This window comes from Paraburkholderia graminis (assembly GCF_003330785.1).
Taxonomy (GTDB): Bacteria; Pseudomonadota; Gammaproteobacteria; order Burkholderiales; family Burkholderiaceae; genus Paraburkholderia; species Paraburkholderia graminis.
This window is the reverse complement of the sequence record NZ_CP024934.1, coordinates 3,845,412-3,869,340: the sequence shown is the minus strand read 5'-3', so window position 1 is coordinate 3,869,340 and position 23,929 is coordinate 3,845,412. Positions and strand designations below refer to the sequence as shown.

The 23,929-nt window shown below is 61.9% G+C and carries 23 protein-coding genes; 13 read left to right on the top strand and 10 right to left on the bottom strand.

Annotated elements, in window-relative coordinates; genetic code table 11:
• Window positions 1-57 precede the first annotated feature (57 nt).
• Window positions 58-795 (top strand): LbetaH domain-containing protein, encoded by a 738-nt coding sequence (locus tag CUJ91_RS17450; protein WP_114156569.1) that lies wholly within the window; start codon window positions 58-60, stop codon window positions 793-795.
• Window positions 796-897: 102 nt separating this feature from the next.
• Here the strand turns inward: CUJ91_RS17450 and CUJ91_RS17445 are convergent, their stop codons facing one another.
• The 5 genes from CUJ91_RS17445 to CUJ91_RS17425 form a co-directional block, all read right to left on the bottom strand.
• Window positions 898-2,043: a DegT/DnrJ/EryC1/StrS family aminotransferase gene (locus tag CUJ91_RS17445; RefSeq protein WP_006050877.1), complete on the bottom strand. Its 1,146-nt coding sequence runs from the start codon at window positions 2,041-2,043 to the stop codon at window positions 898-900.
• A 38-nt stretch (window positions 2,044-2,081) separates the two neighbouring features.
• Window positions 2,082-4,457, bottom strand: coding sequence for a tetratricopeptide repeat protein (locus CUJ91_RS17440; RefSeq protein WP_114156568.1), 2,376 nt, complete (start codon window positions 4,455-4,457; stop codon window positions 2,082-2,084).
• 217 nt (window positions 4,458-4,674) lie between these two features.
• Window positions 4,675-4,974, bottom strand: a complete 300-nt coding sequence (locus CUJ91_RS17435) for a flagellar protein FliT (RefSeq protein ID WP_006050879.1) — start codon at window positions 4,972-4,974, stop codon at window positions 4,675-4,677.
• 17 nt (window positions 4,975-4,991) lie between these two features.
• Window positions 4,992-6,518, bottom strand: coding sequence for a flagellar filament capping protein FliD (gene fliD / locus CUJ91_RS17430; RefSeq protein WP_114156567.1), 1,527 nt, complete (start codon window positions 6,516-6,518; stop codon window positions 4,992-4,994).
• 137 nt (window positions 6,519-6,655) lie between these two features.
• On the bottom strand, window positions 6,656-7,828 hold the full coding sequence (locus CUJ91_RS17425) for a flagellin (protein WP_006050881.1): 1,173 nt from the start codon (window positions 7,826-7,828) through the stop codon (window positions 6,656-6,658).
• 265 nt (window positions 7,829-8,093) lie between these two features.
• Between CUJ91_RS17425 and CUJ91_RS17420 the strand changes: the two genes are divergently transcribed.
• Both CUJ91_RS17420 and rpsU read left to right on the top strand, forming a co-directional pair.
• Window positions 8,094-9,035: an aldo/keto reductase gene (locus CUJ91_RS17420; RefSeq protein WP_114156566.1), complete on the top strand. Its 942-nt coding sequence runs from the start codon at window positions 8,094-8,096 to the stop codon at window positions 9,033-9,035.
• A 361-nt stretch (window positions 9,036-9,396) separates the two neighbouring features.
• Window positions 9,397-9,609: a 30S ribosomal protein S21 gene (gene rpsU, locus CUJ91_RS17415; RefSeq protein ID WP_006050883.1), complete on the top strand. Its 213-nt coding sequence runs from the start codon at window positions 9,397-9,399 to the stop codon at window positions 9,607-9,609.
• Between the two features lie 125 nt (window positions 9,610-9,734).
• On the opposite strand, the gene CUJ91_RS17410 is transcribed toward rpsU, so the two are convergent.
• Window positions 9,735-10,160 carry a hypothetical protein gene (locus CUJ91_RS17410; RefSeq protein WP_006050884.1) on the bottom strand — a complete coding sequence of 142 codons (426 nt, stop codon included), beginning with the start codon at window positions 10,158-10,160 and terminating at the stop codon, window positions 9,735-9,737.
• A 369-nt stretch (window positions 10,161-10,529) separates the two neighbouring features.
• Window positions 10,530-11,162, bottom strand: coding sequence for a DNA-3-methyladenine glycosylase I (locus tag CUJ91_RS17405; RefSeq protein ID WP_114156565.1), 633 nt, complete (start codon window positions 11,160-11,162; stop codon window positions 10,530-10,532).
• A 101-nt stretch (window positions 11,163-11,263) separates the two neighbouring features.
• Between CUJ91_RS17405 and CUJ91_RS17400 the strand changes: the two genes are divergently transcribed.
• The gene (locus CUJ91_RS17400) at window positions 11,264-12,154 is read left to right on the top strand and encodes a glucosamine kinase nucleotide-binding domain-containing protein (RefSeq protein ID WP_114156564.1); all 891 of its coding nucleotides are present in this window, start codon (window positions 11,264-11,266) and stop codon (window positions 12,152-12,154) included.
• A gap of 155 nt (window positions 12,155-12,309) precedes the next feature.
• Entirely contained in the window at window positions 12,310-13,131 is an 822-nt protein-coding gene (locus tag CUJ91_RS17395) for a Cof-type HAD-IIB family hydrolase (RefSeq protein WP_114156563.1), read from the top strand.
• A gap of 127 nt (window positions 13,132-13,258) precedes the next feature.
• Here the strand turns inward: CUJ91_RS17395 and CUJ91_RS17390 are convergent, their stop codons facing one another.
• Both CUJ91_RS17390 and aqpZ read right to left on the bottom strand, forming a co-directional pair.
• On the bottom strand, window positions 13,259-13,585 hold the full coding sequence (locus CUJ91_RS17390) for a PXPV repeat protein (RefSeq protein ID WP_006050889.1): 327 nt from the start codon (window positions 13,583-13,585) through the stop codon (window positions 13,259-13,261).
• A gap of 385 nt (window positions 13,586-13,970) precedes the next feature.
• Entirely contained in the window at window positions 13,971-14,711 is a 741-nt protein-coding gene (aqpZ, locus tag CUJ91_RS17385) for an aquaporin Z (RefSeq protein ID WP_114156562.1), read from the bottom strand.
• A 294-nt stretch (window positions 14,712-15,005) separates the two neighbouring features.
• Here aqpZ and CUJ91_RS17380 point away from each other — a divergent pair, with 294 nt between their 5' ends.
• Complete coding sequence (locus tag CUJ91_RS17380; protein ID WP_006050891.1) at window positions 15,006-15,308, top strand: H-NS histone family protein; 303 nt, start codon at window positions 15,006-15,008, stop codon at window positions 15,306-15,308.
• 304 nt (window positions 15,309-15,612) lie between these two features.
• Here the strand turns inward: CUJ91_RS17380 and CUJ91_RS17375 are convergent, their stop codons facing one another.
• On the bottom strand, window positions 15,613-16,677 hold the full coding sequence (locus tag CUJ91_RS17375) for a glycosyltransferase family 4 protein (protein ID WP_006050892.1): 1,065 nt from the start codon (window positions 16,675-16,677) through the stop codon (window positions 15,613-15,615).
• A 708-nt stretch (window positions 16,678-17,385) separates the two neighbouring features.
• On the opposite strand from CUJ91_RS17375, the gene flhD reads away from it, so the two are divergent.
• The 7 genes from flhD to CUJ91_RS17340 all read left to right on the top strand — a co-directional run bounded on the left by flhD (window position 17,386) and on the right by CUJ91_RS17340 (window position 23,888).
• The gene (gene flhD, locus CUJ91_RS17370) at window positions 17,386-17,706 is read left to right on the top strand and encodes a flagellar transcriptional regulator FlhD (RefSeq protein ID WP_006050893.1); all 321 of its coding nucleotides are present in this window, start codon (window positions 17,386-17,388) and stop codon (window positions 17,704-17,706) included.
• Window positions 17,707-17,755: 49 nt separating this feature from the next.
• Window positions 17,756-18,316, top strand: a complete 561-nt coding sequence (gene flhC / locus CUJ91_RS17365; protein WP_006050894.1) for a flagellar transcriptional regulator FlhC — start codon at window positions 17,756-17,758, stop codon at window positions 18,314-18,316.
• A gap of 243 nt (window positions 18,317-18,559) precedes the next feature.
• A complete protein-coding gene (motA, locus tag CUJ91_RS17360; protein WP_006050895.1) occupies window positions 18,560-19,420 on the top strand; it encodes a flagellar motor stator protein MotA in 861 nt (286 codons plus the stop codon).
• Between the two features lie 19 nt (window positions 19,421-19,439).
• Window positions 19,440-20,447: a flagellar motor protein MotB gene (gene motB / locus CUJ91_RS17355; protein ID WP_006050896.1), complete on the top strand. Its 1,008-nt coding sequence runs from the start codon at window positions 19,440-19,442 to the stop codon at window positions 20,445-20,447.
• Between the two features lie 84 nt (window positions 20,448-20,531).
• Entirely contained in the window at window positions 20,532-20,909 is a 378-nt protein-coding gene (locus CUJ91_RS17350; RefSeq protein ID WP_006050897.1) for a response regulator, read from the top strand.
• Window positions 20,910-20,993: 84 nt separating this feature from the next.
• A complete protein-coding gene (gene cheA, locus CUJ91_RS17345) occupies window positions 20,994-23,294 on the top strand; it encodes a chemotaxis protein CheA (RefSeq protein ID WP_114156561.1) in 2,301 nt (766 codons plus the stop codon).
• Window positions 23,295-23,357: 63 nt separating this feature from the next.
• On the top strand, window positions 23,358-23,888 hold the full coding sequence (locus CUJ91_RS17340) for a chemotaxis protein CheW (RefSeq protein ID WP_006050900.1): 531 nt from the start codon (window positions 23,358-23,360) through the stop codon (window positions 23,886-23,888).
• Window positions 23,889-23,929 lie beyond the last annotated feature (41 nt).

Below are 23,929 nucleotides of genomic sequence, written 5' to 3'. Positions count from 1 at the left end.
AGTTCCATGCGGCAATAAAGTCATCGTGCACTAAACCTCAACACGCACTGGATTTATATGAACGTTGTTACGTCGGATGACAGCATCGGCGTCGTGCCGACTCATCCTCTATCGAAGCATTTCATTGTGATCGGCTACCGGGACGGGGCGTTCTCGACCATCCCTAACAAGTTCTTCAGGAACTGGCTGGATGAAGAGGCCTCCGACGGAGTGTTTCATATCGGCCGATGCAGTGTTCTCGGCGTGGGTTCGGTCGCCAGATACGACGGCCATGCGCAGAAGCTGGTGATTGGAAAGAACGTCGCAGGCGGTATGGGGCTCAAGTTCATTCTGAACGCCCAGCATGAAACGAAGACCATATCGACGACCATGTTCAGCATCTACGGCAACGGTCTCACCAATGCAATGATGCCGCAATACGCTGACACCGTTATTCATAACGATGTGTGGATCGGCGACGAGGCTGTATTCCTGGGCGGCAGCGTCATCGAAAGTGGATGCGTTATCGGTGCGCGCTCGCTGATACCGCCGAACTTCCGCAGCGAACCGTATGGTATCTATGCGGGCTCGCCGGCGCGGCTGGTGCGTTTCCGTTTTTCGGAAAAAGTACGGGAGCGCTTGCTGGAGCTGGCATGGTGGGACATGTCGCTGCAGTGGATCAAAGACAATAACGACGCGTTCGTTGTCGATCTCACGGCGGACGAGGGTCGTGCGCTCGAAGTACTCGGTGAACTTCAGCGGGCGAAAGCCGCCGAACTGGCGACTGTGGCTGAACAGTCTCAGCAGACCTTGTAATTACTAGCGGGCTTCTTTCCTGACACAAACAAAGAGCACTCGACGCGTGTCACGCGTCGAGTGCTCTTTTGTATCTGGAGTTCACAAGAGAGCGTGCTGCTATTAATACGTCTTGATGATATCGACGATCCGTTCCACGTTCGCAGTGGAAAGACCGGGGTAAATCGGCAGACACAGCACTTTCCTCGCCGCATCGGCTGCGACCGGAAGGTTGGCGGGGTTGGCGCTGACGAGACCGCGATACATGGGGAAATCCGAGATCAGCGGATAAAAATAGCGGCGCACGATGATCTTGTGCTGACGCAATCTCTCGAACAACGCGTCGCGACTGCACGGAAAATCGTCTTCGACGAGAATCGGGAAGTAAGCGCGATTCGCAATGGGGCTGTCGCAGGCCGGCAGGCAACGGATGCCTGGCACATCGGAAAGCAGCGCGCAGTACTGGGAAGCGATATCGCGTCGACTGGCTAATGCTTCATCGATATTCTTCAATTGCAGAAGGCCGAACGCGGCATTGACTTCGCTCATCTTGCCGTTAATGCCGGGCGCGACCACCGTCGTCTCATCGACGAAGCCGAAGTTCTTCAGGTGGTTGACCCGCTGTTTGGTCTTTGCATCCGGGCAAATGATCGCGCCGCCTTCGAATGTGTTGAAGATCTTCGTCGCGTGAAAACTCAGAACGGAGAGATCGCCGTGGCGAAGAACGCTGCCGCCGCCCGTGCGCACACCAAATGCGTGAGCCGCGTCGTAGATGACCTTGAGGTTGTAGTTGTCGGCGATCTTCTGAATGGCTTCGGTGTCGCAAGGATAACCATAGCAATGCACCGGCAGGATCGCCGTAGTCTGCGGCGTGATGGCGGCCTCGATCTTTCGCGGATCCATATTCAGCGTGTGCGGATCGACGTCGACGAAAACGGGCTTGATGCCGTTCCAGAGCAGCGAATGCGCGGTTGCCACGAAAGAATAGGGCGTTGTGATCACCTCGCCCGTAATGCGCAGCGCCTGCAATGCAGTAACGAGACCTAGCGTGCCGTTCGAAAACAGCGCAAGGTGGTCGACGCCGAGATACTCCTCGAGCGCCGCCTCGAGCCGTTGGTGAAACGGGCCGCCGTTAGTCAGCACCTTGCTGTCCCAGATCTCGCGAAGATACGGAATGAAGTCGTCAAGCGGCGACAGATAAGGTTGCGTGACAAAGATGGTTTCTTCTGTCAGCGCCGAAACAGCTTCAGCAGGCAGGCTTGCGTTCATGATTGGGTTCTTCGCTAGTAGGTGCAGCGCGCGGCTCGCTAGATCACCGCGTCCGTCGAAAGCGCAGCGGGCGACGGGGACCAGTCAGCCGGCAAGGTCGCTTCGAAGGCGGTAGGCGTTTGGTCCGCGCACCAACGCTTCCACATGGTGCGCAGCGCAATCGACAGACCCGCCGCGACCTTCTCCGGCTGGAATGGAACGGAGTTCAGGCAGCGCTCGCGCATGCCGATTCGAAGTTCGTTGAGCGCGTCCAGATCGCGAGTCAACTCGAGACTCTTGCGGACAAATTCTTCCTTGTCGCGCACGATGAACTGTTCGAGTCCAACGTGCTCGAGCCAGCAGGCGCCTCCGCGGCTCGGCATCGATATGCCGGGCATCGTGATCGTTGGGACACCCATCCATAGCGCGTTGAGCGTCGTGGTCGAGCCCGTGTAGGGGAACGTATCGAGGCAGAGGTCGACCTGGTGGTGCTGCTGCATGTAAAGAGGCAGCGACCCGCGCGGGCAAAACGTCAGCCGGTCCGCGGTGATGCCTTCGGCGGCGAACCATTCCAGATATGTCGGCTCGTCCAGCTTGCTTGAGATCGCGCCAATCACCATTCGCGAGGACGGTTCGGCGCGCAGAATGACGCTCCAGAGTGCGATAACTTCCTGACTCAGCTTGTTCAGCCGGTTGAAGCTGCCGTACGTGACATAGCCTTTATGAAGTGCGGGCAACGCATTCACGGGCGGGCAGTTCGGCGGCGGCATGAACGGAGCGATCGCGGGCAGCAGCGCCAGTTTTTCGACGAACTGATCCTCGAATTGCGCGGGAGGGGTGATGAACCGATCCGACAGGTAGTAATCGAATGCGGTCATTCCGGTGGTGGCTGGATAGCCGATCCACGACGCCTGAATAGGCGCGGGCTTGTGTGCGAGCGCAATGATTCGCGAATGCGCCGTATGCCCCGAAAGATCGATGACAATATCGATGCCGTCATCGGCAATCTTCCTGCTCAGCGCCGCATCGCTAAGATCGGCCACCGCGTGCCACGAGTCGGCGTATGCGCGAAGCTTCTCGGTAAGGTGGTCATTCACCCCAAAGGTGTAATAGAAGTGAAGCGATAGCTCGGGGTCATGGGTCAAATGCTGCACGACAGGCAGAAGATAGTAAGCCGCCGCATGATTGCAAAAGTCGCCGGAAACGAAAGCGATGCGCAGCTTGCGCTCGGGATCACGTCGATTGGTGTAACGGCGGCTCGCAACGATGGCGGGAACGTCGTGCATTTCCCCGAATACCCTGTGTTCCTTAAGGAACGCGGCCTTGCCGATCGTATTGCTGTGCGTCAGGCAGAACAGCAAATTCGTGCGTGCGTTGCTATTGGCCGGCTCGATTTCAAGCGCGGTGCGCAGCGCGGCTTCGGCTTCCGCGATAGCGCCGATGCCGAGATACACGTTGCCCAGCGAACTGTGTACAGAAGCCGAGCGCGGTGCAAGCTGTGCGGCTCGCATGCATGACGCAATCGCCTCGGCGCGCCGTCCAAGCGCGACCAGCGTGACGCCGAGAATCCGATGTGCCTCTGCGTGATCCGGCGCAATGGCGATAAGTTGCCGTGCGTGCCGTTCGGCTTCGTCCAGCGCGCCGGTGTGGCGCGATGTATCGGCGAGCAGTAACCGGCAAATCATGTCAGTGGGATCCAGCTCCACGCCTTTGCGCGACGCTTCGAGTACTTCGCGGAATTGATTGTTCTTGTGAAGCGAAATGGAGAGCGCACGCCAACTCTGGATGTCTTTCGGGTAGCGAGCGGTCAGCTTGCGAGCGAGCTTGATGGCTTCCGGGAAATTGCCCTTGTGCACCAGCGCGTTGTGCTTTTGAATTTCCGCGGCCGATGCTGCACGATGCTGAGCCGCGCTCAACGGTACGCGCGCGATTTTTGCCGGCTCCTCGGCCGCTTCGCCGATGACCAGATTCACGTCTTGCACAGCGTCCGGATGCGCATTGACTTTGATTTCCATCCGCTTTTCCGGCTGCGCCAACTGATGAATCAGGCTATTCATCGCGGGGCCTTGAACGCCCTGCTGTTGTGCCAGCTCCACCGCGGTCCATGCGGCTGCTAACTGATTGCTTTCGAACAGCGCATTGATATAGGCGACCCAATACTGTCCGTTGGACGGTCTCACGCCTAGCGCGACTTCGAAGTGCGGAACGGCTTCGGCGGCGCGGTTCGTCTGGACCTTGATCACGCCGAGGTTGTAGTTCGCGTCCGGATGCTCCGGCATGGCCTCGAGAATGGCTTCGAACAGCGCGCGCGCGTCGTCGATCTCACCCTTGTGATATTGCTCGATGGCGCTCTGCATGACGAGAGCGATGTCCTGAGCGCGCTGCTGTTCAGGAGTGAGAGGCTGGGACGTCGGGAACTGGAATTGGATGGACATGATGCTCGCACGAGGAAGCTGTACGTTGGATTATCAAGTCCGAATTCGCGCCGTGAAGGGTGGAAGTGACGGCAAAATGGCCACCAATTCACCTGATTACGAAGCACAAAAAGAAACGCCCGCGCAAGGCGGGCGAGGGTGCAACGAGCGCAGCTTTACTCCGGTGCGCAGTTGTTGTTGGTTATACGGTTAAGGCGTCTTTGCGCCGCTTATCGGCTTACAGCAACGCCGTTTTCTGATACTTGTCGACGGCGCTCGCGCGGCGCATCGCGGCCGTGAATTCGGCCTGCAATTCCACTTGCGTGGTTTGCGCGTTGGCGTAAAGCGCTGCGTCGCGCGCGACGATCGAACGGATCACGTCGAGCGAGCCTTGCACCTGCTGCGCGTCAAGCGACATGATCAGCGGCGAGCGGATTTCGGCGAGCCGCGCGGCTTCGGGCCAGTCGGCCAGCGCGGCCGCTTGCTCGATCTCGCCGGTCAGCGCCAGCACTTTCCCGATCAGGGCAGAGGACTCCATGTGCGTTCTCCGTGACGTTACTTGTTGGTCGCGAGTGCGCCGGCGCTGTTCGTGCCGCCGAACAGTTGCGTCAGGTACTGCGAGTTGTTGTTCATCGTCGCCATCAACGTGTTGAGCGCCGTGAACTGCGCCGAGTATTGGCTCGTCAGCTGCGCAATGTAGTCGTTCAGGCTCGTCTGTTGTGTCTGGATGCTCTTCAGGTCGGAGTTCAGCGCGGTGGTCCGCACGTCGATCATGCCGCCTGTCTTCGTGAAATTGGTGATGCTGGTGCTTAACTGCGCGCCGATGCCGTTGGTCGAATTGAACAGCGAGGCCACCGTCGACGAGTTGTTCTGCAATGCGTTGGTGAGCGCCGCGCTATCCACCTGCAGCGTGCCGTCGGCTTGCAGCGAGATACCGATCGAGCCGAGGCTCTGCGACGTGCCGCCGTTCTTCACGCCGCTCGCGACAATCGACGAAAGCGCGTTCTTGATCGTGTTGAGCGTGGAATCGCCGAGCAACGGACCCTGCGTCGTCGCGCCCTGCGTGTATTGCGCGAGCGTGCCCATGGTCGTCACGACCGTGTTGTAGAGCGACACGAAGTTGTTGATCGCGCTGGCCTGCGAGGTGGTGTCCGCGGCAACCGTCAGCGTTTGCGTGGTCGCGGGGGTCGTCACCGCGGCCGACGTCAGGTTCAGCGTCACGCCTGCGATCGCGCTCGTGACCGAGTTGGTCGAGCTCGACGCGGCAATGCCGTTGATCTTGAACTCGGCGTCTTGTGCAGCCGTGCTTTGTGTCCACGCGCTCGCGTTGTTGGCCGACGTGATGGTCGACTGGCCGCCCGTCGTGCTGGCCGTCGACGTCACGCCGAGGCTCGACAGACCGTTGTCGCCGCTCAGGTTGCTGACCGCCACGCTGATCGTATTGGACGCGCCGGTCGTGCTCGACGCGAGCACGAGGTGGGCGCCGTCGGTGCCGTTCACGACAGTCGCCGTAATGCCCGGGTTGCCGGTCGCGCTGTTGATTGCGGCGGCGATGCCGGCAACGGTGTTGTTGCTGCTCGTGATCGACACGTCAAACGACTTGCTGCCGAGCGACAGCGACAGCGTGCCCGTACCGAGCGCCTGGCTAGCCGTGAAAGCCGACGACGACAGCGCCTGCGACGCCGCGACCTGCGAGACCGCGACGCTGTAGCTGCCGGCGACCGCGCCCGTAGTGGCAGTCGCGGTGATGCCGGTGCCGCCGCTCAAGGTCGCGGTAAAAGTATTCTGGAGTCCGCCGTTGGACAGCGAAGTGAGGCCCGTTTCCAGCGCGCCAAGCGCGGCCGAAAGCGTGCCGAATGCGGAAATCTGGGTGTTGTCCGAGCTTTGTTGCGCCGTCAACGCGGCAACCTGGCCGGCAGTCTTCGAATTTACGAGAGCCGTGACGAGCGTCGACACGTCCAGCGACGAATTGCCCGTCGCGCCCGTGATGACCGACTGCATGGCCTGCTGCAGGGCTGCATTGTCGGCTGCGACAGTCGCTGATGCCGCGCTCGCCGCCGATGAACTCGTAATCGTTGACATGAAAATGCTCCGTGCGTCCGTTGTGATGCGTAAGGGGCGTAACAGAAATGCTGGATGGAAGGCGAGCCTTCCATCGAAACGCTAAAAACCGGACAACGCGCGGTGAAGCGCGAGGTCCGGTCAAACTTCAGAAGCTATTACTGGAGCAGCTTCAGAACTTGCTGCGGCTGCGAGTTGGCTTGCGCCAGAACCGAGATACCAGCTTGTTGCAGCACTTGAGCCTTCGAGAGGTTAGCAGTTTCCTGCGCGAAGTTCGCGTCGGTGATCTGCGATTGTGCCGACGACAGGTCGGTTGCTTCAGCTTGCTGCGACGTTGCAATCGCGCTGAAACGGTTCTGTGCTGCACCGAGACTTGCTTGCAGGTTGCTGACTGCGGTCAAGGCGTTGTCGATTGCGACCATTGCCACATTCGCGCCGCTGACCGTGCTGATGTCCAGCTTCGACACCGACGTGTTCGACGCGTTGACTGCGCCGATCTGTGCCGTTGCGGCGAGGACCGACTTGTCCAGCGCTGCGTTCGTCTGGTCGTATGCAGCCGTGTTCATCGTCAGCGTCGTGACCGGAGCGCCCAGCGTAGCGTTCGTCTGTGCGCCTGCCGAGAAAATCGTGCTAGCGGCTGCCGAGCTGATCGCCGAACCGTTCTGGTCGGTGAAGCTGAAGCCACCATGACCGTCCGACAGCACGTTGATCGACGTGATGATGTTCGCGCTCGGCGTCGACGTTGCTGCTGCGCCCGTCGCTGCGTCGATGTTCAGGTTGCTGATCGTGCCAGCCAGTTGGCCGGTTGCCAGCGAACCGCTGCCGAGGCTAGCGGCCGACATGCTCTTCGACAGGTCGAGGTTGATCGTCTGACCGACGTTCGCGCCAACCTGGAAGCCGACGATACCAGCCGAGCCGTCCAGAATGTTCGTGCCGTTGTACGTCGTTTGCGACGCGATACGGTTCACTTCCTGGATTTGCTGCGCAACTTCCTTCTGCAGCGCTGCCTGGTCCGACGACGACATCGTGCCGGTCGAAGCCTGCACAGCCAGCGTACGGATACGTTGCAGGCTGGAAGTCAGCGAGGACAGCGCGCTCGACGCCGTCTGAATCAGCGACACGCCGTCGTTCGCGTTCGACACGCCCTGGCCCAGACCGTTGATCTGGGTTTGCATACGGGTCGAAATCGCCAGACCTGCTGCATCGTCAGCCGCGCTGTTGATGCGCTTGCCCGACGACAGGCGGGTGATGGCTTGCGACAGGGCGCTTTGCGAGCCGCTGAGGTTTTGCTGTGCAACCAGCGAGTTGATATTGCTATTGATTCCGAGCATGGAAAATCTCCTAAATAAGCCTGAGCCCAATACGCCATATTGGCATCGGCGGAAGCTTCGTTCATTGCTGGCCGCCTCAGTGAAGGTTGACGGCCCTCCTAAAAAAAACTTGAGGAACTTTCTGTAATCGCACACCGATTGGCTCGCCTGATCGGGCGCGCGGGCCGCGCCGGACAAGCGTTTGAGGCCGATCCGCCAGGCGCGCTGCGGGATTTGAAAAGGCGGCGTATCCTCTTTTTCTCTTGCGATAAAGCCGGGAGAAATCATGCAAAAGCGCCGCATTGGACACTCTGAATTGCAAGTCGCGCCGCTTATGTTCGGCGGCAATGTATTCGGCTGGACCGCCGACGAAGCGACTTCGTTTTCGATTCTCGACGCGTTCGTCGACGCCGGGCTGGACTTCATCGACACGGCCGACGTGTATTCCGCGTGGGCGCCCGGCAATCACGGCGGTGAGTCGGAGGCGATCATCGGCAAGTGGTTGCAGCGTAGCGGCAAGCGCGACAGGATCGTGCTCGCGACCAAAGTGTCGAAGCATCCGCAGCGCAAGGGGCTCTCGGCCGCGAACATTCAGGCAGCCGTCGAAGATTCGCTGCGGCGCTTGCAGACCGATTACATCGACGTCTATTTTTCCCACGACGACGACACCGCGACGCCGCTTGCCGAGACGCTCGGCGCGTATCAGCGGCTGATCGAGGCGGGCAAGGTGCGGATGATCGGCGCGTCGAACTACAGCGGCGCGCGTGTCGAAGAAGCGCTGGCGCTTTCCCGTCAGTATGGGCTGCCGGAATATCAGGTGTTGCAGCCGGAGTACAACCTGTACGATCGCGCCGGATATGAGACCGATCTGGAGCCGGTGGCGCTCGCCTATCAGCTCGGCGTGGTCGTGTACTGGAGTCTCGCGAGCGGATTTTTCTCCGGGAAATATCGCTCGAAGGAAGATCTTGCCGACAAGGCGCGCGGAAGCCGCGTCGAGAAGTATCTGAATGAGCGCGGCCTGCGAATCCTCGGTGCGCTCGACCGGGTCGCGGCGCGGCACGCCAGTACGCCGGCCAGCGTCGCGCTGGCGTGGCTGATCGCCCGGCCGAGCGTGACCGCGCCGATTGCGAGCGCGACGTCGCTGCGGCAACTGGAGAGCCTCGTCGCCGCTGTTCATCTGACGCTGACGGGCAGCGACATCCGGGAACTGGACGACGCGAGCGCGTGAACTGCCGCGGCGGCCTGGCGTAATCCCTAAACCCCTGGTACGATGGACAGTTTCCTGATATCATCGGGAGTGAATTGAGATCTTTGCCTGTTTCGTCATCGTCTTTTCGTTGATGGAAGGTTTGGCGAAACGGCAGCAGGCGCGGCTTTGCAATACGTCTGTCCGCGTTCCGCGGTGAGCTCCACACCTCTCTTTTCCGGCCTCCGTGGCCGCTTTGCCTCTCGTTTCATTCGTGGTTTGGCCGGGTTCTTCCCGCGTTTGCCTGTTACTGGCCATGAATCGAAACGACCGGAGGGCCGGCGCGTGAGCGGTTTCCCCGCCACGCAATTAACCCCTATCAAGTGATTGAGTTAGGAATTACATGACGACGATTCTTCTGAAAGAAAACGAGCCGTTCGAAGTGGCGATTCGCCGCTTTCGTCGCGCAATCGAAAAGAACGGCCTGATCGCAGAACTGCGTGAGCGCCAATCGTACGAAAAGCCGACCACGGCACGTAAGCGCAAGAAGGCTGCTGCTGTGAAGCGCCTGCACAAGCGCCTGCGCAGCCAGATGCTGCCGAAGAAGCTGCACTAAGCACGCTTTTTCAGCACGGTCAGAACGGCGGTGTGAGCTTCGAAAGAAGCCACATCGCCGTTTTGCTTTATGGGCGCCAGGTTGCCTCGCGAGTTGGCGCGGGCTGCGGCGCGCGCCTTGTAGCGTTAAGCCGCGTTCTTCAGCATGTGCGCCGACAGACCGAACTGGCGTGCAATCGAATTCAAGCGGTCATCCCATTCCCACGTGCCGAACACATCGTGCACGTTTTGCAGGCAGCTAAGCAGATCGATCGTCTCCTGATCGTACACATTGATGCGCGACCGCAGCAGCGCCTTGCGCAGAGCGGCGATGCCGGCGTCCATGTAAGCGGGCGCCGCGACGGGCGTTTTGCCGATATAGCGCACGGGCACGCCTTCCATGGCCGTCATGTAATCGCGCAGTTTGATGAAGTTGCCGACTGGGCAGCCGCCGCAATAGCCGCGGTAAGCGCCGCCTCCGCGCGGCAGGAGCGCCGCGCGCTTTTGCCCGAAGAGATGGCTGACGGCCTGGTCGAAAATGTCCTGATGGGTGAGGAAGGTAAGAGTTTTCATGATGGTTTCGCTATGCGACGCGGTCGTTACTCGTTATTGAGCGGCTGATTCCAGTATCCCGCTTGCGTTCGCTGGCGAAACCCCGACTAGCATCGCGAAACGTCCTCAATTCGAAGATTCGCGCGAGTCCGAGGAGCGCTTTGCGCCGGCGTTGCGGCGGCGAACGCAGCGGTCACTGCTGCTTGTGACCGCTCATAACCGTATAACGGCCGGCACCGGCGATAAGCACAGCAGGGCTTTACCGGATAGCTGATGCGGACGGGCGTGTGATGATCTCGCAAGGGGACTGTTGCGAGAGGGCCGTCGCAATCAGGCGTGAGGTCCGCCAGCCCCAGCGACCATACGAGTCGCCGATTGAACGCCCCAACCTCAACCGGCCTTACGCGCGCGTCCCTTCTTGCCGAGCGCTGCACACCTGGCGCGGCACATGCAAGTTGCCTCGTGATCGTTGACCATGCCGACCGCCTGCATGAACGCATAGCAGATGGTCGAGCCCACGAACTTGCAGCCGTAGCGTTTTAGCGCCTTGCTGAGCGCATCCGATACTTCTGTCGATGCCGGCGCCTCCTTGTACGATGCCCATTCGTTCTGGATCGGCGTGTTATCGACGAAAGACCAGATGAAGTTGGCGAACGACCCATGCTCCGCCTGAATCTGCTGCACGGCGCGCGCATTCGTGATGGCGGATTCGATCTTGCCGCGATGGCGCACAATGCTTTCGTCCACGACGAGCCTCTCGACCTGCGCCGGCGTGAAGCGCGCAACCTTGTCGATGTCGAAGTCCGCGAATGCCCGCCGGTAGCCGGCCCGCTTGTTGAGAATCGTGGACCACGACAAGCCGGCCTGCGCGCCTTCGAGCACGAGCATTTCGAAGAGATGCTGGTCGTCGCGGGACGGCACGCCCCATTCGGCGTCGTGATAATGTGCGAGCGCTTCGCTCGATACCCAGTTGCATCGCTGTGTCAATTTAGCGCTCCCCGTTGTGATGTCGCTCGCCAGCATAGCCGAACGCCTGAGCGCCGCAAGCTGGCCATTCGGCCAATTGCCGGATCGAAAAGGACCTGCCACGCTATGCCTATTTCGCAAGAAACGCATTTCAATCGATGAACAAAGACCTATTTCTGATCGGCGTCGACGGCGGCGGCACCGGAACACGCGTCGTGCTCGCCGACGCGCAGGGGCGCGAACTGGCGCATGCGGCGAGCGGGCCGTCGGGCTTGGGGCTTGGCGTCGAACGTGCGTGGCTTGCCATTGCGGCCGGCTGCGAGCAGGCATTCGCGAACGCCGGCGTTGCGCTCGGCTGGTCGCGCTGTGTGCTCGGTTGCGGCCTCGCGGGCGTGAACAACCGCGACTGGCTGGCGTCGTTTCTCGCGCAGGCGCCCGCGCTGGCCGGACTCGCCGTCGAAAGCGATGCGTACACGACACTGCTCGGCGCGCACGGGGGCGCCCACGGCGTGATCGTCGCGCTCGGCACGGGCAGCATCGCGGCAGCGGCGGATCATGAGGGCGGCGAATGCCGGATTGTGGGCGGCTACGGTTTTCCGTCGGGTGATGAAGCGAGCGGCGCCTGGCTCGGTGTGCGCGCCATCGTCCATGCGCAGCACGCGCTCGACGGCCGCGGCCCCAACGACGACTTCGCGCAGGCGCTGCTTGCGCACGTCGGCGCGAGCGATCGGGACGCCCTTACCGTGTGGCTTTGCGAGGCGAATCAGACGGCGTACGCGAGTCTCGCGCGGGTCGTGATCGCGCACCGCACGCATCCGTTTGCCGCGCGGCTGCTCGGCGCGGCGGGCGTTGAAATCGGCAAGATGATCGCGGCGCTCGACCCATCGGCGAGATTGCCGATTGCGTTGTGCGGCGGGCTTGGTGCGCCGTTGCGCGAATACGTGCCGCAGGCTTATCAGCCGCGCTTGCGCGAGCCATTGGCGGATTCCGCGCATGGCGGCTTGCGGTTGGCGCAAAGGGAAGCTGGGCGGCTGGCGGGTGAGGGTTGAGGCGGAGCCGAAGCTCGGAGCCGAGCCCTAAAGGCGAACCTTGGAGCCGAACTTTGAGGTGGAACTTGAAGCCGAACCTTGAAGCCCAACCTGCCAGCCGAACACCGAGGCATCGACGGTAAAATACAGCCTCCCAAGCTGCCTGCCATCTCGCCATGTACAAAGTCATCGCCACGGATCTCGACGGCACGCTGCTCAATGCCGATCACCAGGTCGACCCCTTCACGGTCGCCACCGTGCGCAAGCTCGAAAGTGACGGCGTGCAGTTTGTGATCGCCACCGGCCGCCATTTCTGCGATGTCGCGGGCATTCGCGACATTCTCGGCATCAAGCCTTATCTGATCACGTCGAACGGCGCGCGCATCCATGCGCCGGACAACACCGTGATCCACGCCGACGATCTGCCGCCCGCTATCGTGCAACGCCTCGTGCAGCCGGAGATTGTCGGCGCGCACGGTCGCGTGATCGTCAACCTGTTCGCCGATCAGGCGTGGCTGATCGACCGCGACGCGCCCGAGCTGCTCAAGTTTCATCAGGATTCGGGCTTCACCTACGAAGTGGCCGAACTGCTGGCGCACGACGGCGTGGACATCGCCAAGGTGCTTTATATCGGCGACCCGGCGGACCTCGCGCAGGTGGCCGCGAACCTCGCGCGCGAATTCGGCGACGCGCTCTACGTGACGTACTCGCTGCCGGACTGTCTTGAAGTGATGACGTCGAATGTGTCGAAGGGACGCGCGCTGCAGATCGTGCTCGAGCGCGTGGGCGTCGATGCCGCGCACTGCGTGGCTTTCGGCGACAACATGAACGACATCGACCTGCTCGAAACAGCCGGCCATCCGTTCATGATGAACAACGCCAATCCCGACCTGATCACGCGCCTGCCCAACGTGCCGCGCATCGGCAATAACTTCGAAGCGGGCGTCGCGCACCACTTGCGCAAGCTCTTTTCAATCGACGACGAACTGATGGCCTAGCGCCTCGGGCTGCAAACGGCACTGGCCCGCATCTGCTTTCGCGGATGCGGGCCAGTCGGTGAAGCCCGGCTAGCTCAGGTCACGTTCGTTTCCGGGCCGGCAATCGGTCGCGCCATCAGTATCGCAATCAGTCGCGCCATCCGCCGCGGCGTCCGTCGTGGTCGCCACGATCGCCGCGGCCGCGGTCGTCGTAACCCCAATGGCGATCGTTCCGGTTCCAGCCGCGTTCGTAACGGTGGTCGCCGCGATAGTAGTCGCCGCGATCGTACCGATGGCCCCAGCCGCCGTTGCCGTAGTACACCGGTTGCGGCGCTGCATAGACCGGGGCGGGCCGCGTGTAGACCGGCGCGCCGAGCGAGACGCCGATATTGAGATCCGTATGCGCTTGCGCGACCCCGCATGCGCCTGCTGCAAGGCCCGCGGCAACCAGCAATTGAGTGACGATGCGTTTCATGTTTTTCTCCTGCAAGAGGCTTGCTGTGACGCGACAGATGTTTGTCGCACAGGTCCAATCTACGCAATCCACTCCGCCGGGACTGCGACCAGATGTTACGGACTGCAAGCAACTCCGCAGGATCTGAGGACCGGCGAGTTTGCGCTCGTGCGGTGCCTGGCGCCGGGTGATGACGACGGAAAGGCTGTCGGCGCAGGCCGCGGGCCTATTCGAACGCCGCCACAAGCGCTCCGCCGTTACGCCGAAGCAGCGTCGCGGCGCGCAACGCGTAATCGCGGCTTACATCTGTATAACGGATTAATCAAATCGAATGGTTGCGACATAAGCCCAAAAACAAAACGGGCGCCGCAGCGCCCGCCTTGCTCACTCAGACAACCGGGCTCGATCAGTCGAGAGCCAGTTTCTGCGCATTGCCGCCACGGCTTTCCGCGATCAGCGGATACACCAGGCCGGCAACCACCGCGCCGATGATGGGCGCGATCCAGAACAGCCACAACTGATCCACCGCAGCACCGCCGACGAACAGCGCCGGGCCAGTGGAGCGCGCCGGGTTGACCGACGTGTTCGTGACCGGAATCGAAACCAGGTGAATCAGCGTCAGACACAGGCCGATGGCGATCGGCGCGAAGCCGGCCGGCGCGCGCTTGTCGGTCGCGCCGAGAATGACGAACAGGAAGAAGCCGGTCATGACCGCCTCGCAGGCGAACGCCGCGACGAGCGAGTAATGGCCCGGCGAGCGGTCGCCGTAGCCGTTGCTCGCGAAGCCGCTCGCAACGAGGTCAAAGCCGGGTTTGCCGGACGCGATGAGCGCGAGCGCCGCGGCGCCCAGCACCGCGCCCGCCACCTGCGCGACGATGTACGGGAGGAGGTCGCGAGCCGGGAAGCGGCCGGCCACCGTCAGGCCGACGCTGACCGCCGGGTTCAGATGGCAGCCCGAAATGTGTCCGATCGCAAAGGCCATGGTCAGCACCGTCAGCCCGAAAGCGAGCGACACACCGACGAAACCGATGCCGAGACCATGCACCGGACCGGCGAAGTTCGCGGCGAGAACCGCGCTGCCGCAGCCCCCGAGCACGAGCCAGAATGTGCCGAACAACTCGGCGGCAAGGCGCTTTGACAACTGCATGTTTGGGTATCCTAAAATAATTGACGCTCGGGAAGCACGGAGCGTGAACGCACGGCCGGCGCGGGCGCGTGCTGTGAACGTTCAATTCTAGGGAAAGAGTGGCCAATCGAGTGTCAAGAATCGTCAATGCCGGCTGGCTTTACCAGTTATTACGGGATAAAGCCGTTTTACAATTGAGCTATGTTTAATAATTATCAGAAGATAGCTCGCTTAATGGGTAATGTTATCCATTGCGAATTTTTATAATTACAGTTAGTCTGCGAGGCGAATGAGTTCTAAAAGGGGAGAACCGGAATGTCTCAATATGCAGACCTCAAGGCGCAGATCGCCAAATTGCAGGCACAAGCAGAAGAAGCTCGTCGCACGGAAATTGACAATGTGATAGCCGACATCCGCCAAAAAATCGCCGAATATGGCCTGACTGCACAGGACCTCGGCTTTGCAGTGGCCGCCAAGCGGGGCCGTCCGCCCAAGAAGGCGCCGCTGCCGGCTAAATATCAGGACCCGAAAACGGGTAATACGTGGAGCGGCCGCGGCAAACCGCCCAAGTGGATCGTCGGCAAGAACCGCGAACGTTTTCTGATTGGCGCGAGCTGAGTTGCTTGCGAGTGACGCGAAAGCGGATTGAAGGACCAACGCCGCTGCGTGTTTACTCGACTGTGCTAATCGGATGTGGAAGCGCATCCACGGCGCCATTAAAAAAGCCGCCTTTGCCAGGCGGCTTTTCTTAAAAGTAGCGCGATAAGACCGGCTTATCGTCCGCGCAAACGATTCACATGGAAAAATGTGCGCGGTTTTCAATGAATCGAAAGCGCCGGTAGCGAATCAGTTGTATCGGCAACGGAACGCTCGTCCGTTTAAAGCACCGCGCGCATGACAGGCCGCGCGGCGCTCGCCGTTATCAGCCCACGGCGACCTGGCGCAGAACCGGCCGGCGCGCGGCTTCGATCAGCGCCGAATACGCGTCCACGTAGTTGCGCGCCATCGTCTTCGAGCTGAAGCGGCGCTCGAACTGCGCGCGGATTTCCGTACGCGACAACTCGTCCAGACGCTGCAGCGCGGCCACCGCGCCTTGCACGTCCTCGACGATGTAGCCGGTCACGCCATGATCGATCACTTCGGGCACCGAGCCGCGGTTAAACGCGATCACCGGCGTGCCGCAGGCCATCGACTCGATCATGACGAGGCCGAACGGCTCGGACCAGTCGATCGGGAAGAGCAGCGCCTTGGCGCCCGACAGAAACTCCGGCTTCTGCGCCTCGTTGATTTCGCCGACAAACTCGACATGCGCCTGCGACAGCAGCGGCTCGATCTCGCGCTTGAAGTAATCCTGGTCGGCCTTGTCCACCTTGGCGGCGATCTTCAGCGGCAAACCGCTTTGTGCAGCGATCTTGATGGCTGTATCGACGCGCTTTTCCGGACAAACACGGCCGAGGAACGCAAGGTATTCCGGCTTCTTGTGCGTCTGCGGCGTGAGTAGCTGCTCCGGCAGACCGTGATAGATGGTGTTCAGGAAGTTCGCCTGCGGTAGCGGCACCCGCTGCGAATCCGAAATCGAGATGACCGGCGCGCCCGGGAACGCATCGAACACCGGCTGCAGCTCGGGCAGGTCGAGGCGGCCATGCAGCGTGGTCACGAACGGCGTGTCCATCGTCGAAAAAAGCGGGAACGGCATGTAGTCGAGGTGAAAGTGCAGCACGTCGAACTCGTGCGCGACCCGGCGCACCTTTTCCATCATCAGGATGTGCGGGGCGAGCGCGTCGCGAATCGTCGGGTCGAGGCGCAGCGCACGAGGCCAGCACGCATCGAGCTTCGCCGATGTCACCGAGTCGCCGCTCGCGAACAGCGTGACGTCGTGGCCCTCGTCGACCAATGCCTCGGTGAGGTAGGACACGACACGTTCGGTGCCACCGTAGAGCTTCGGCGGGACTGCTTCATACAACGGCGCAATTTGTGCGATTCGCATGCGTTTCTCCTGTTTGACACGGCTTCGCACAGCAGCGCTCGAGTCGAGCGGGGAGCGAATGCCTGACGGACGGTTGGGCGCGGTAAGCCGCCGCCCGGGGGTGCTCCGAATCTGCATCGGGTTATCCCTTAGCTTCATTATCGGGATCGGCCGCGCCAATTCGAGTTATTTTTCAAACGCTTAACGTTGTTACAGCGCGAAACACGAGACGTTACACGCGCCAACGCCCGTCGCTGGGCGCTCACAGGCCAATTTCAGCCCCAGCTCCCGACGGCGCTGGTAAACGGCGCGTTCCCCTGTAGAGCCGCGAGCCCGCTCCCGCCGCACAAAATATTACGCAGTGGTGAAAAGACCTTATAATCCGGCTCACCGTCGTACGGTGCGAGGCGCGGCTCCGCAAAACTCACCGTTTAGTTCATTTACGCCGAATCCTCGGGCGCTAAGTATTCACCGCGCATAAAGAGTTGCCGCGCGGCATCGCGCAGTCTCATTCCTTTCTCTCCCAACCTGGCAAAGTAGGAAAAATTCCTACACGAATGACGGATTAATCCGTCAAACAAGCTGGGTGTCTGTCCGATTTTGTTTCGCTCCCCCTTTGGCGACAATGGCCGCAAGACCAGAAACGAGCCGATTCGTGCGTTTAAGTGCGCGCGTCCGAGCAAACGTTTCCGTAACGGCCTGACCAGCCAGATACACCCCGGGGGAATCATGAGCGCGACAAGCGAAATGCTCAATGAGATCAGAGAAGTCAACCTGTCTTATCTCCTGCTCGCGCAGCGCCTGCTTCGCGAAGACAAGCCGATGGGCATGTTTCGCATGGGGATCTCGGACCAGCTAGCCGATGTGCTCGCCAACCTCTCGTTGGCGCAGACCGTCAAGCTCGCGGCGTCCAATCAGGTGTTGTGCCGTTTCCGTTTCGACGATCATGCCGTGCTCTCCGCACTCGCGGACAAGGGCAAGTCCAGCGCCGTCGCGCAGGCGCATTCCGCGATTCTGATGGCCAGCCAGCCGGTCGAGCAGCTCGGCTGAATGGCGTTTCGCAGCTTCGGCAAGGCAATCGGGACGGGACGCAAGCAGGATGGCATATAAAAGTGTGGTGCTCGAAGTCAAGGAAATCACCCTGGCCATCGAACTGATCGAACTCGGCGCGCGTTTGCAACTGCTCGAAGCGGAAACGAGCCTGTCGCGCGACCGGCTCATCAAGCTGTACAAGGAACTGAAAGGAGTTTCGCCGCCCAAGGGCATGCTGCCGTTTTCGACCGACTGGTTCATGACCTGGCAGCCGAACTTTCATTCCTCGCTGTTCTACAACATCTACCGTTTCATGGCCGATCATGGCGGCTGCGCGACGATCCAGTCGATCGTGAAGAGCTACCGGCTGTATCGCGAGCACGTGCAGTTGCACGACGACGAACCCGTGCTCAGCCTCACGCGCGCGTGGACGCTCGTGCGATTCTTCGACTCGGGCATGCTGCAGATCACGCCCTGCTGCCGCTGCGGCGGACATTTCGTCGCACACGCTCACGACCCGAAGCATGGGTTCGTCTGCGGACTGTGCCAGCCGCCATCGCGCGCCGGTAAGACAAAGAAAGTCGCCGACGCCCGCGCCCGCGAGAGCCTCGCGGCGCTCGACGCGTAGCGCCCGCAGCGGCCGCCGCCACGCGGCCTTCCATTCATCGCCTTATGCCGACGGCTTGCCCGCCCGGCGCAACGCAACCCAGCGCAACGCAACGCCAAACCTGCCGCAAGCGGCGCCTTGCCGACCGCGTCCGCCTCTGGTTTACACCGTCGCGGCAAGCCGCTTTTCCGTCAAAGTTTTCTGCTGTGTTGCCGTAAACCAGTTTAACGACGGTCACCGTCGCTTCTTTGTGAGGGCTCGGCAGTGCTGATTTTCGTGGGAACACTCGTGACGCTTTTGTCCGTTTTCGGCGGTTACGCGCTGGAAGGCGGCCATCTCGGCGCGCTGTTGCAGCCCGTTGAAGTGCTGATGATCGTCGGCGCAGGCGTCGGCGCGTTTATCCTCGGTAACGGGATGAAGACGATCAAGGCAACGCTGCGCGTCATTCCGACCCTGTTCAAGGGCGCGAAGTACAACAAGGACGTCTACATGGAGCTGATGGCGCTCCTCTACGTCCTGCTCGCCAAGGCGCGCAAGGAAGGCACGCTGACGCTGGAAGCGGACATCGACGATCCGTCGAAGAGTCCGATCTTCACGCAGTACCCGAAGATTCTCGCCGATCACCACATCATCGAGTTTCTGACCGACTACCTGCGGCTGATGGTGGGCGGCAACATGAATGCGTTCGAGATCGAAAGTCTGATGGACGAAGAGATCGAAACGCATCACCAGGAAGGCGAAGCGCCCGCGCATGCGCTGAACAAGGTCGGCGACGCGATGCCGGCGTTCGGTATCGTGGCCGCGGTCATGGGCGTGGTGCACACGATGGCGTCCGCCGACAAGCCGCCTGCCGTGCTCGGCGAAATGATTGCGCAGGCGCTGGTCGGCACCTTCCTCGGCATTCTGCTTTCGTATGGACTGATCGGGCCGCTTGCGAGCGTCGCCGAACAGCGCGTGACCGAGTCGACCAAGATGTTCCAGTGCATCAAGGTGACGATTCTCGCGAGCCTGAACGGCTATGCACCGGCGATCGCCGTCGAGTTCGGCCGCAAGGTGCTGTTCTCGACCGAGCGTCCGTCGTTCGCCGAGCTCGAAGAGCACGTGCGCCGCGTGAAGGCCAAGTAAGGGCGCCGGGACCGAACCGATGAGCAAGGACAAAGACCGCGCCATTGTCGTCAAGCGCGCTGCGCCGAAGAAGGCCGGCCACCACGGCGGCGCCTGGAAGCTCGCGTATGCGGACTTCATGACCGCGATGATGGCGTTCTTCCTGCTGATGTGGCTGCTGAGCTCGGCATCCACGGTGCAGTTGAAGGGCATCGCGGAGTACTTCAACCAGCCGTTGAAGATCACGCTGTGGGGCGGCGACCGCAGCGCGGAAGACTCGAGCATTCTGAAGGGCGGCGGCCGTGATATCTCGACCGACGCGCAGGGCGTGACGCGCTCGACCGACGGTTCGAACAATCGCGCCGAGCGCACGGTGTCGAAGAGCAGCGAAGACTCGATGAAGCAGTTGCAGGGCGAGTTGGAGCGTCGCGAGCAGGTGCGCCTGCACGACTTGCAGGTGAAGCTGATGGCGGCGATCGAAGCGAATCCGGTGCTGCGCCAGTTCAAGCAGCAGATTCGCATCGACTCGACGCTGACGGGCTTGCGCATCGAGATCGTCGACTCGCAGAAGCGGCCGATGTTCGCGACCGCGAGAGATCAGGTGGAGCCGTACATGCGCGACATTCTGCGCGAGATCGGCCACACGCTGAACGACGTGCCGAACCGGATCATCGTGCAGGGTCACACCGACGCCGCGCAGTACGCGGGCGGCGAGAAGGGTTACAGCAACTGGGAACTGTCCGCGGACCGCGCCAATGCGTCGCGCCGCGAGCTGATCGCAGGTGGGATGGACGAAGCAAAGGTGATGCGCGTACTCGGTCTCGCGTCGACGCAGAACCTGAACAAGGCGGACCCGATGGACCCGGAAAACCGCCGCATCAGCGTCATCGTGCTGAACAGGAAGTCCGAGGAGGCGCTCAACCATGACGACTCCACCACGACGACCTTGTCGGACGACGCAGCGGGCTCGAAGCCGCTGCTGCAAAAACTGGCGCCGCCCGTGACGGTCGCGCCGAAGGTGCCGGCGGCAACGCCGGCGACTCAGTAACGGAAAGACGGTCGCCCGGCCGTTACCGTGCCAGAGCGGCGCGGACAGCCAGGCGATTCACAGCGTAAGTGCAGCGAGGTTTTCATGATCAGGCATATCCTGGCAATCGACGATTCGGCATCGATGCGGCAGATTCTTTCCGCGACGCTGACGGCGGCCGGCTATGAGGTGACGCTCGCGGCCGACGGCGCGGAAGGGCTCGAAAACGCGCTCGCCGTGCGGTTCGACCTGGTGCTCACCGATCAGCACATGCCGGGCAAGACCGGCCTCGATCTGATCGCCGAGCTGCGCGGCAATCCGGCTTATGCGGACACGCCCATCCTCGTCCTGACGACGGAATCGGGCGAGCCGTTCAAGGCCGCGGCGCGCGAAGCGGGCGCGACCGGCTGGATCGAAAAGCCGCTCGACCCCGAACTGCTGACCGAACTGGTCGCGGCTCTGGCCGAGCCAGATCACGCATAACGCAACCCTAGCAAGTTATAGAAGCTCTCGACGCTGCGGCAAGGTAGCCCAGGCCTAGACAGGAACTCTCGCGGTGACCCAGGCATGACACTCGACATCACTCAGTTCTATCAGACGTTCTTCGACGAAGCGGACGAACTGCTCGCGCAGATGGAGCAGTTGCTGCTCAATCTGGACATCGCGCATCCCGATCCCGAAGACCTCGCGGCAATCTTCCGCGCGGCGCATTCGATCAAGGGCGGCGCGGCGACGTTCGGCTTTACCGCGCTGACGGAAACGACTCACATCCTCGAATCGCTGCTCGACCGTGCGCGCAATAACGAACTCGTGTTGCGCAAGGACATGATCGACACGTTCCTCGAAACCAAGGACGTGCTCTCGGGCCAGCTCGCCGACTACCGCGCGAGCGCCGAGCCGGACGCGGCGGTCGCGAAGGCGATCTGCGCGAAGCTCGAGCAGTTGCACGCGGAAAGCCGCGGCATGGCCGCGCCGGCTGCTGCGGCGCCGGTCGAAGTCGCGGTGGCCGCGCCGATCGAAGAATTCGCAACAGTAGAAGAAGGCAGCGCGCCCGAGCACGTCGTCGATCAGGCGGTGCAGGCGGCGGGCGAATGGAATGACGGCGAACCGGCACAGACCGGGCAAGCCGAAGGAGCCGGCGACGCGAACGACGCCGCCGGCCCGCATCTGAAAATTACGCTACGGGGCGTTGATGCGAAGGACCAGGAACTGCTCGCCGAAGAGCTGGGCAACCTGGGCAACATCGTCGGGCAGGTCAAGAGCGGCGGCGATCTCACGCTGTGGCTTCAGACCGATGTCACGTCCGACGACATCATCGCCGTGTGCTGCTTCGTGATCGACGAAAGTCAGATTTCGATCGGCCGCGGAACCGCGCCGGCGGACGGTGCTCAGCAAGGCGAACCTGGAACGCCCGACGCTGAGCCCTCGTCTCCGGCGCAAGCAGCACCGGCGGCTTCGGCCGCCACCCAACACTCAGCGGCTGCCGAACCGGCGCAGCAGGCGGCAGCGCCGGCGCAGGCGGAACGCGCAGCCGAGCCTGCGAAGGCCGCAGCGCCGGCTCCGGCTCCGGCCGCGGCTAAACCGGCGGCTGCTCCTGCAGCTTCTGCCGCCGCAGCACCCGCCGCCGCGGCAGACTCCGACCGCAAGGCCGCCCGCCCCGCAGCAGCGGCAGGCGGCGCGGAAGGCAGCTCGATTCGCGTCGGCGTCGAAAAGGTCGATCAGTTGATCAACCTCGTCGGCGAACTGGTGATCACGCAAGCGATGCTGGCGGAAACCACCAGCACGTTCGACCCGGCGCTGCATGATCGCCTGTTCAACGGCATGGCGCAGCTCGAGCGCAACGCGCGCGATCTGCAGGAAGCCGTCATGTCGATCCGCATGATGCCGATGGATTACGTGTTCAGCCGCTTCCCGCGTCTCGTGCGCGATCTCGCGGCGAAACTCGGCAAGGAAGTGGAGCTCGTCACCTTCGGTCAGGCGACCGAACTCGACAAGAGCCTGATCGAGCGGATCATCGACCCGTTGACGCACCTCGTGCGCAACAGCCTCGACCACGGCATCGAAACCGTCGAAGCACGCCGCGCGGCAGGCAAGGACGCGACCGGCCAACTGGTTCTGTCGGCGGCACATCATGGCGGCAACATCGTCATCGAAGTGAGCGACGACGGCGCCGGCCTGCGCCGCGACAAGATTCTCGCGAAGGCCGCGAAGCAGGGCATGCAGGTCAGCGAAAGCATGACCGACGAGGAAGTCTGGAACCTCATCTTCCTGCCGGGCTTCTCGACGGCGGAGCAGGTCACGGACGTCTCCGGCCGCGGCGTCGGCATGGACGTGGTGAAGCGCAACATCCAGTCGATGGGCGGTCACGTGGAAATCACGTCGCACGCCGGCAAGGGCAGCACGACGCGCATCGTCTTGCCGCTCACGCTTGCGATTCTCGACGGCATGTCCGTCAAGGTCGGCAACGAGATCTTCATTCTGCCGCTGAACTTCGTGATGGAGTCGCTGCAGCCGCAAGCCGAGGACATCTACACGGTCGCCAACGGCGAGCGCGTGGTGCGCGTGCGCGGCGAATATCTGCCGCTCGTCGCGTTGCACGAGGTGTTCAACGTGGACGGCGCGAAGCAGGAGCCGACCCAGGGCATCGTCACCATCATGCAGACCGAGGGGCGCCGCTTTGCGATGCTGATCGACGAACTGGTGGGACAGCAGCAGGTCGTCGTGAAGAATCTGGAAACGAATTACCGCAAGGTGCGCGGCATTTCCGCAGCGACCATTCTGGGCGACGGCCGCGTCGCGCTGATCGTGGACGTGGCGGCGCTGAACCGCGAATCGCGCAACGCGCATGGCGCAATGAGCCTCGCATGATGTCCGCCCGGCTCGACGTATCACTCACTCAACTCAATTTATCCCAACCGTTTGGGGGCTAACGTGGCAGAAGTTCAATCCATCAATTCGAGCGTCGCGAACGCGACGAATGGTCGCCGCGACGCGCAGCAGGCCGATGCCGGCGGTCAGGAATTCCTCGTCTTCACGCTCGGCGCCGAAGAGTACGGCATCGACATTCTCAAGGTGCAGGAAATCCGCGGCTACGACAACGTGACGCGCATCGCCAATGCGCCCGAGTTCATCAAGGGCGTCATCAATCTGCGCGGCATCATCGTGCCGATCGTCGACATGCGCATCAAGTTTCATCTGGGCCGCGTCGAGTACGACCACCAGACCGTCGTGATCATCCTGAACGTCGCGCATCGCGTGGTCGGCATGGTGGTGGACGGCGTGTCCGACGTGCTGACGCTCGCCGTCGATCAGATCATGCCCGCGCCGGAATTCGGCGCGACGCTGACGACCGAGTATCTGACGGGCCTCGGCACCGTCGACGGCCGCATGCTGATTCTGATGGACATCGAGAAGCTGATGACGAGCCGTGAAATGGCGCTCATCGAAACGCTCGGCGTGTAACCGCCGCGGCGTTCAGAAAAGTTAGGAACAGGGAGCATTGA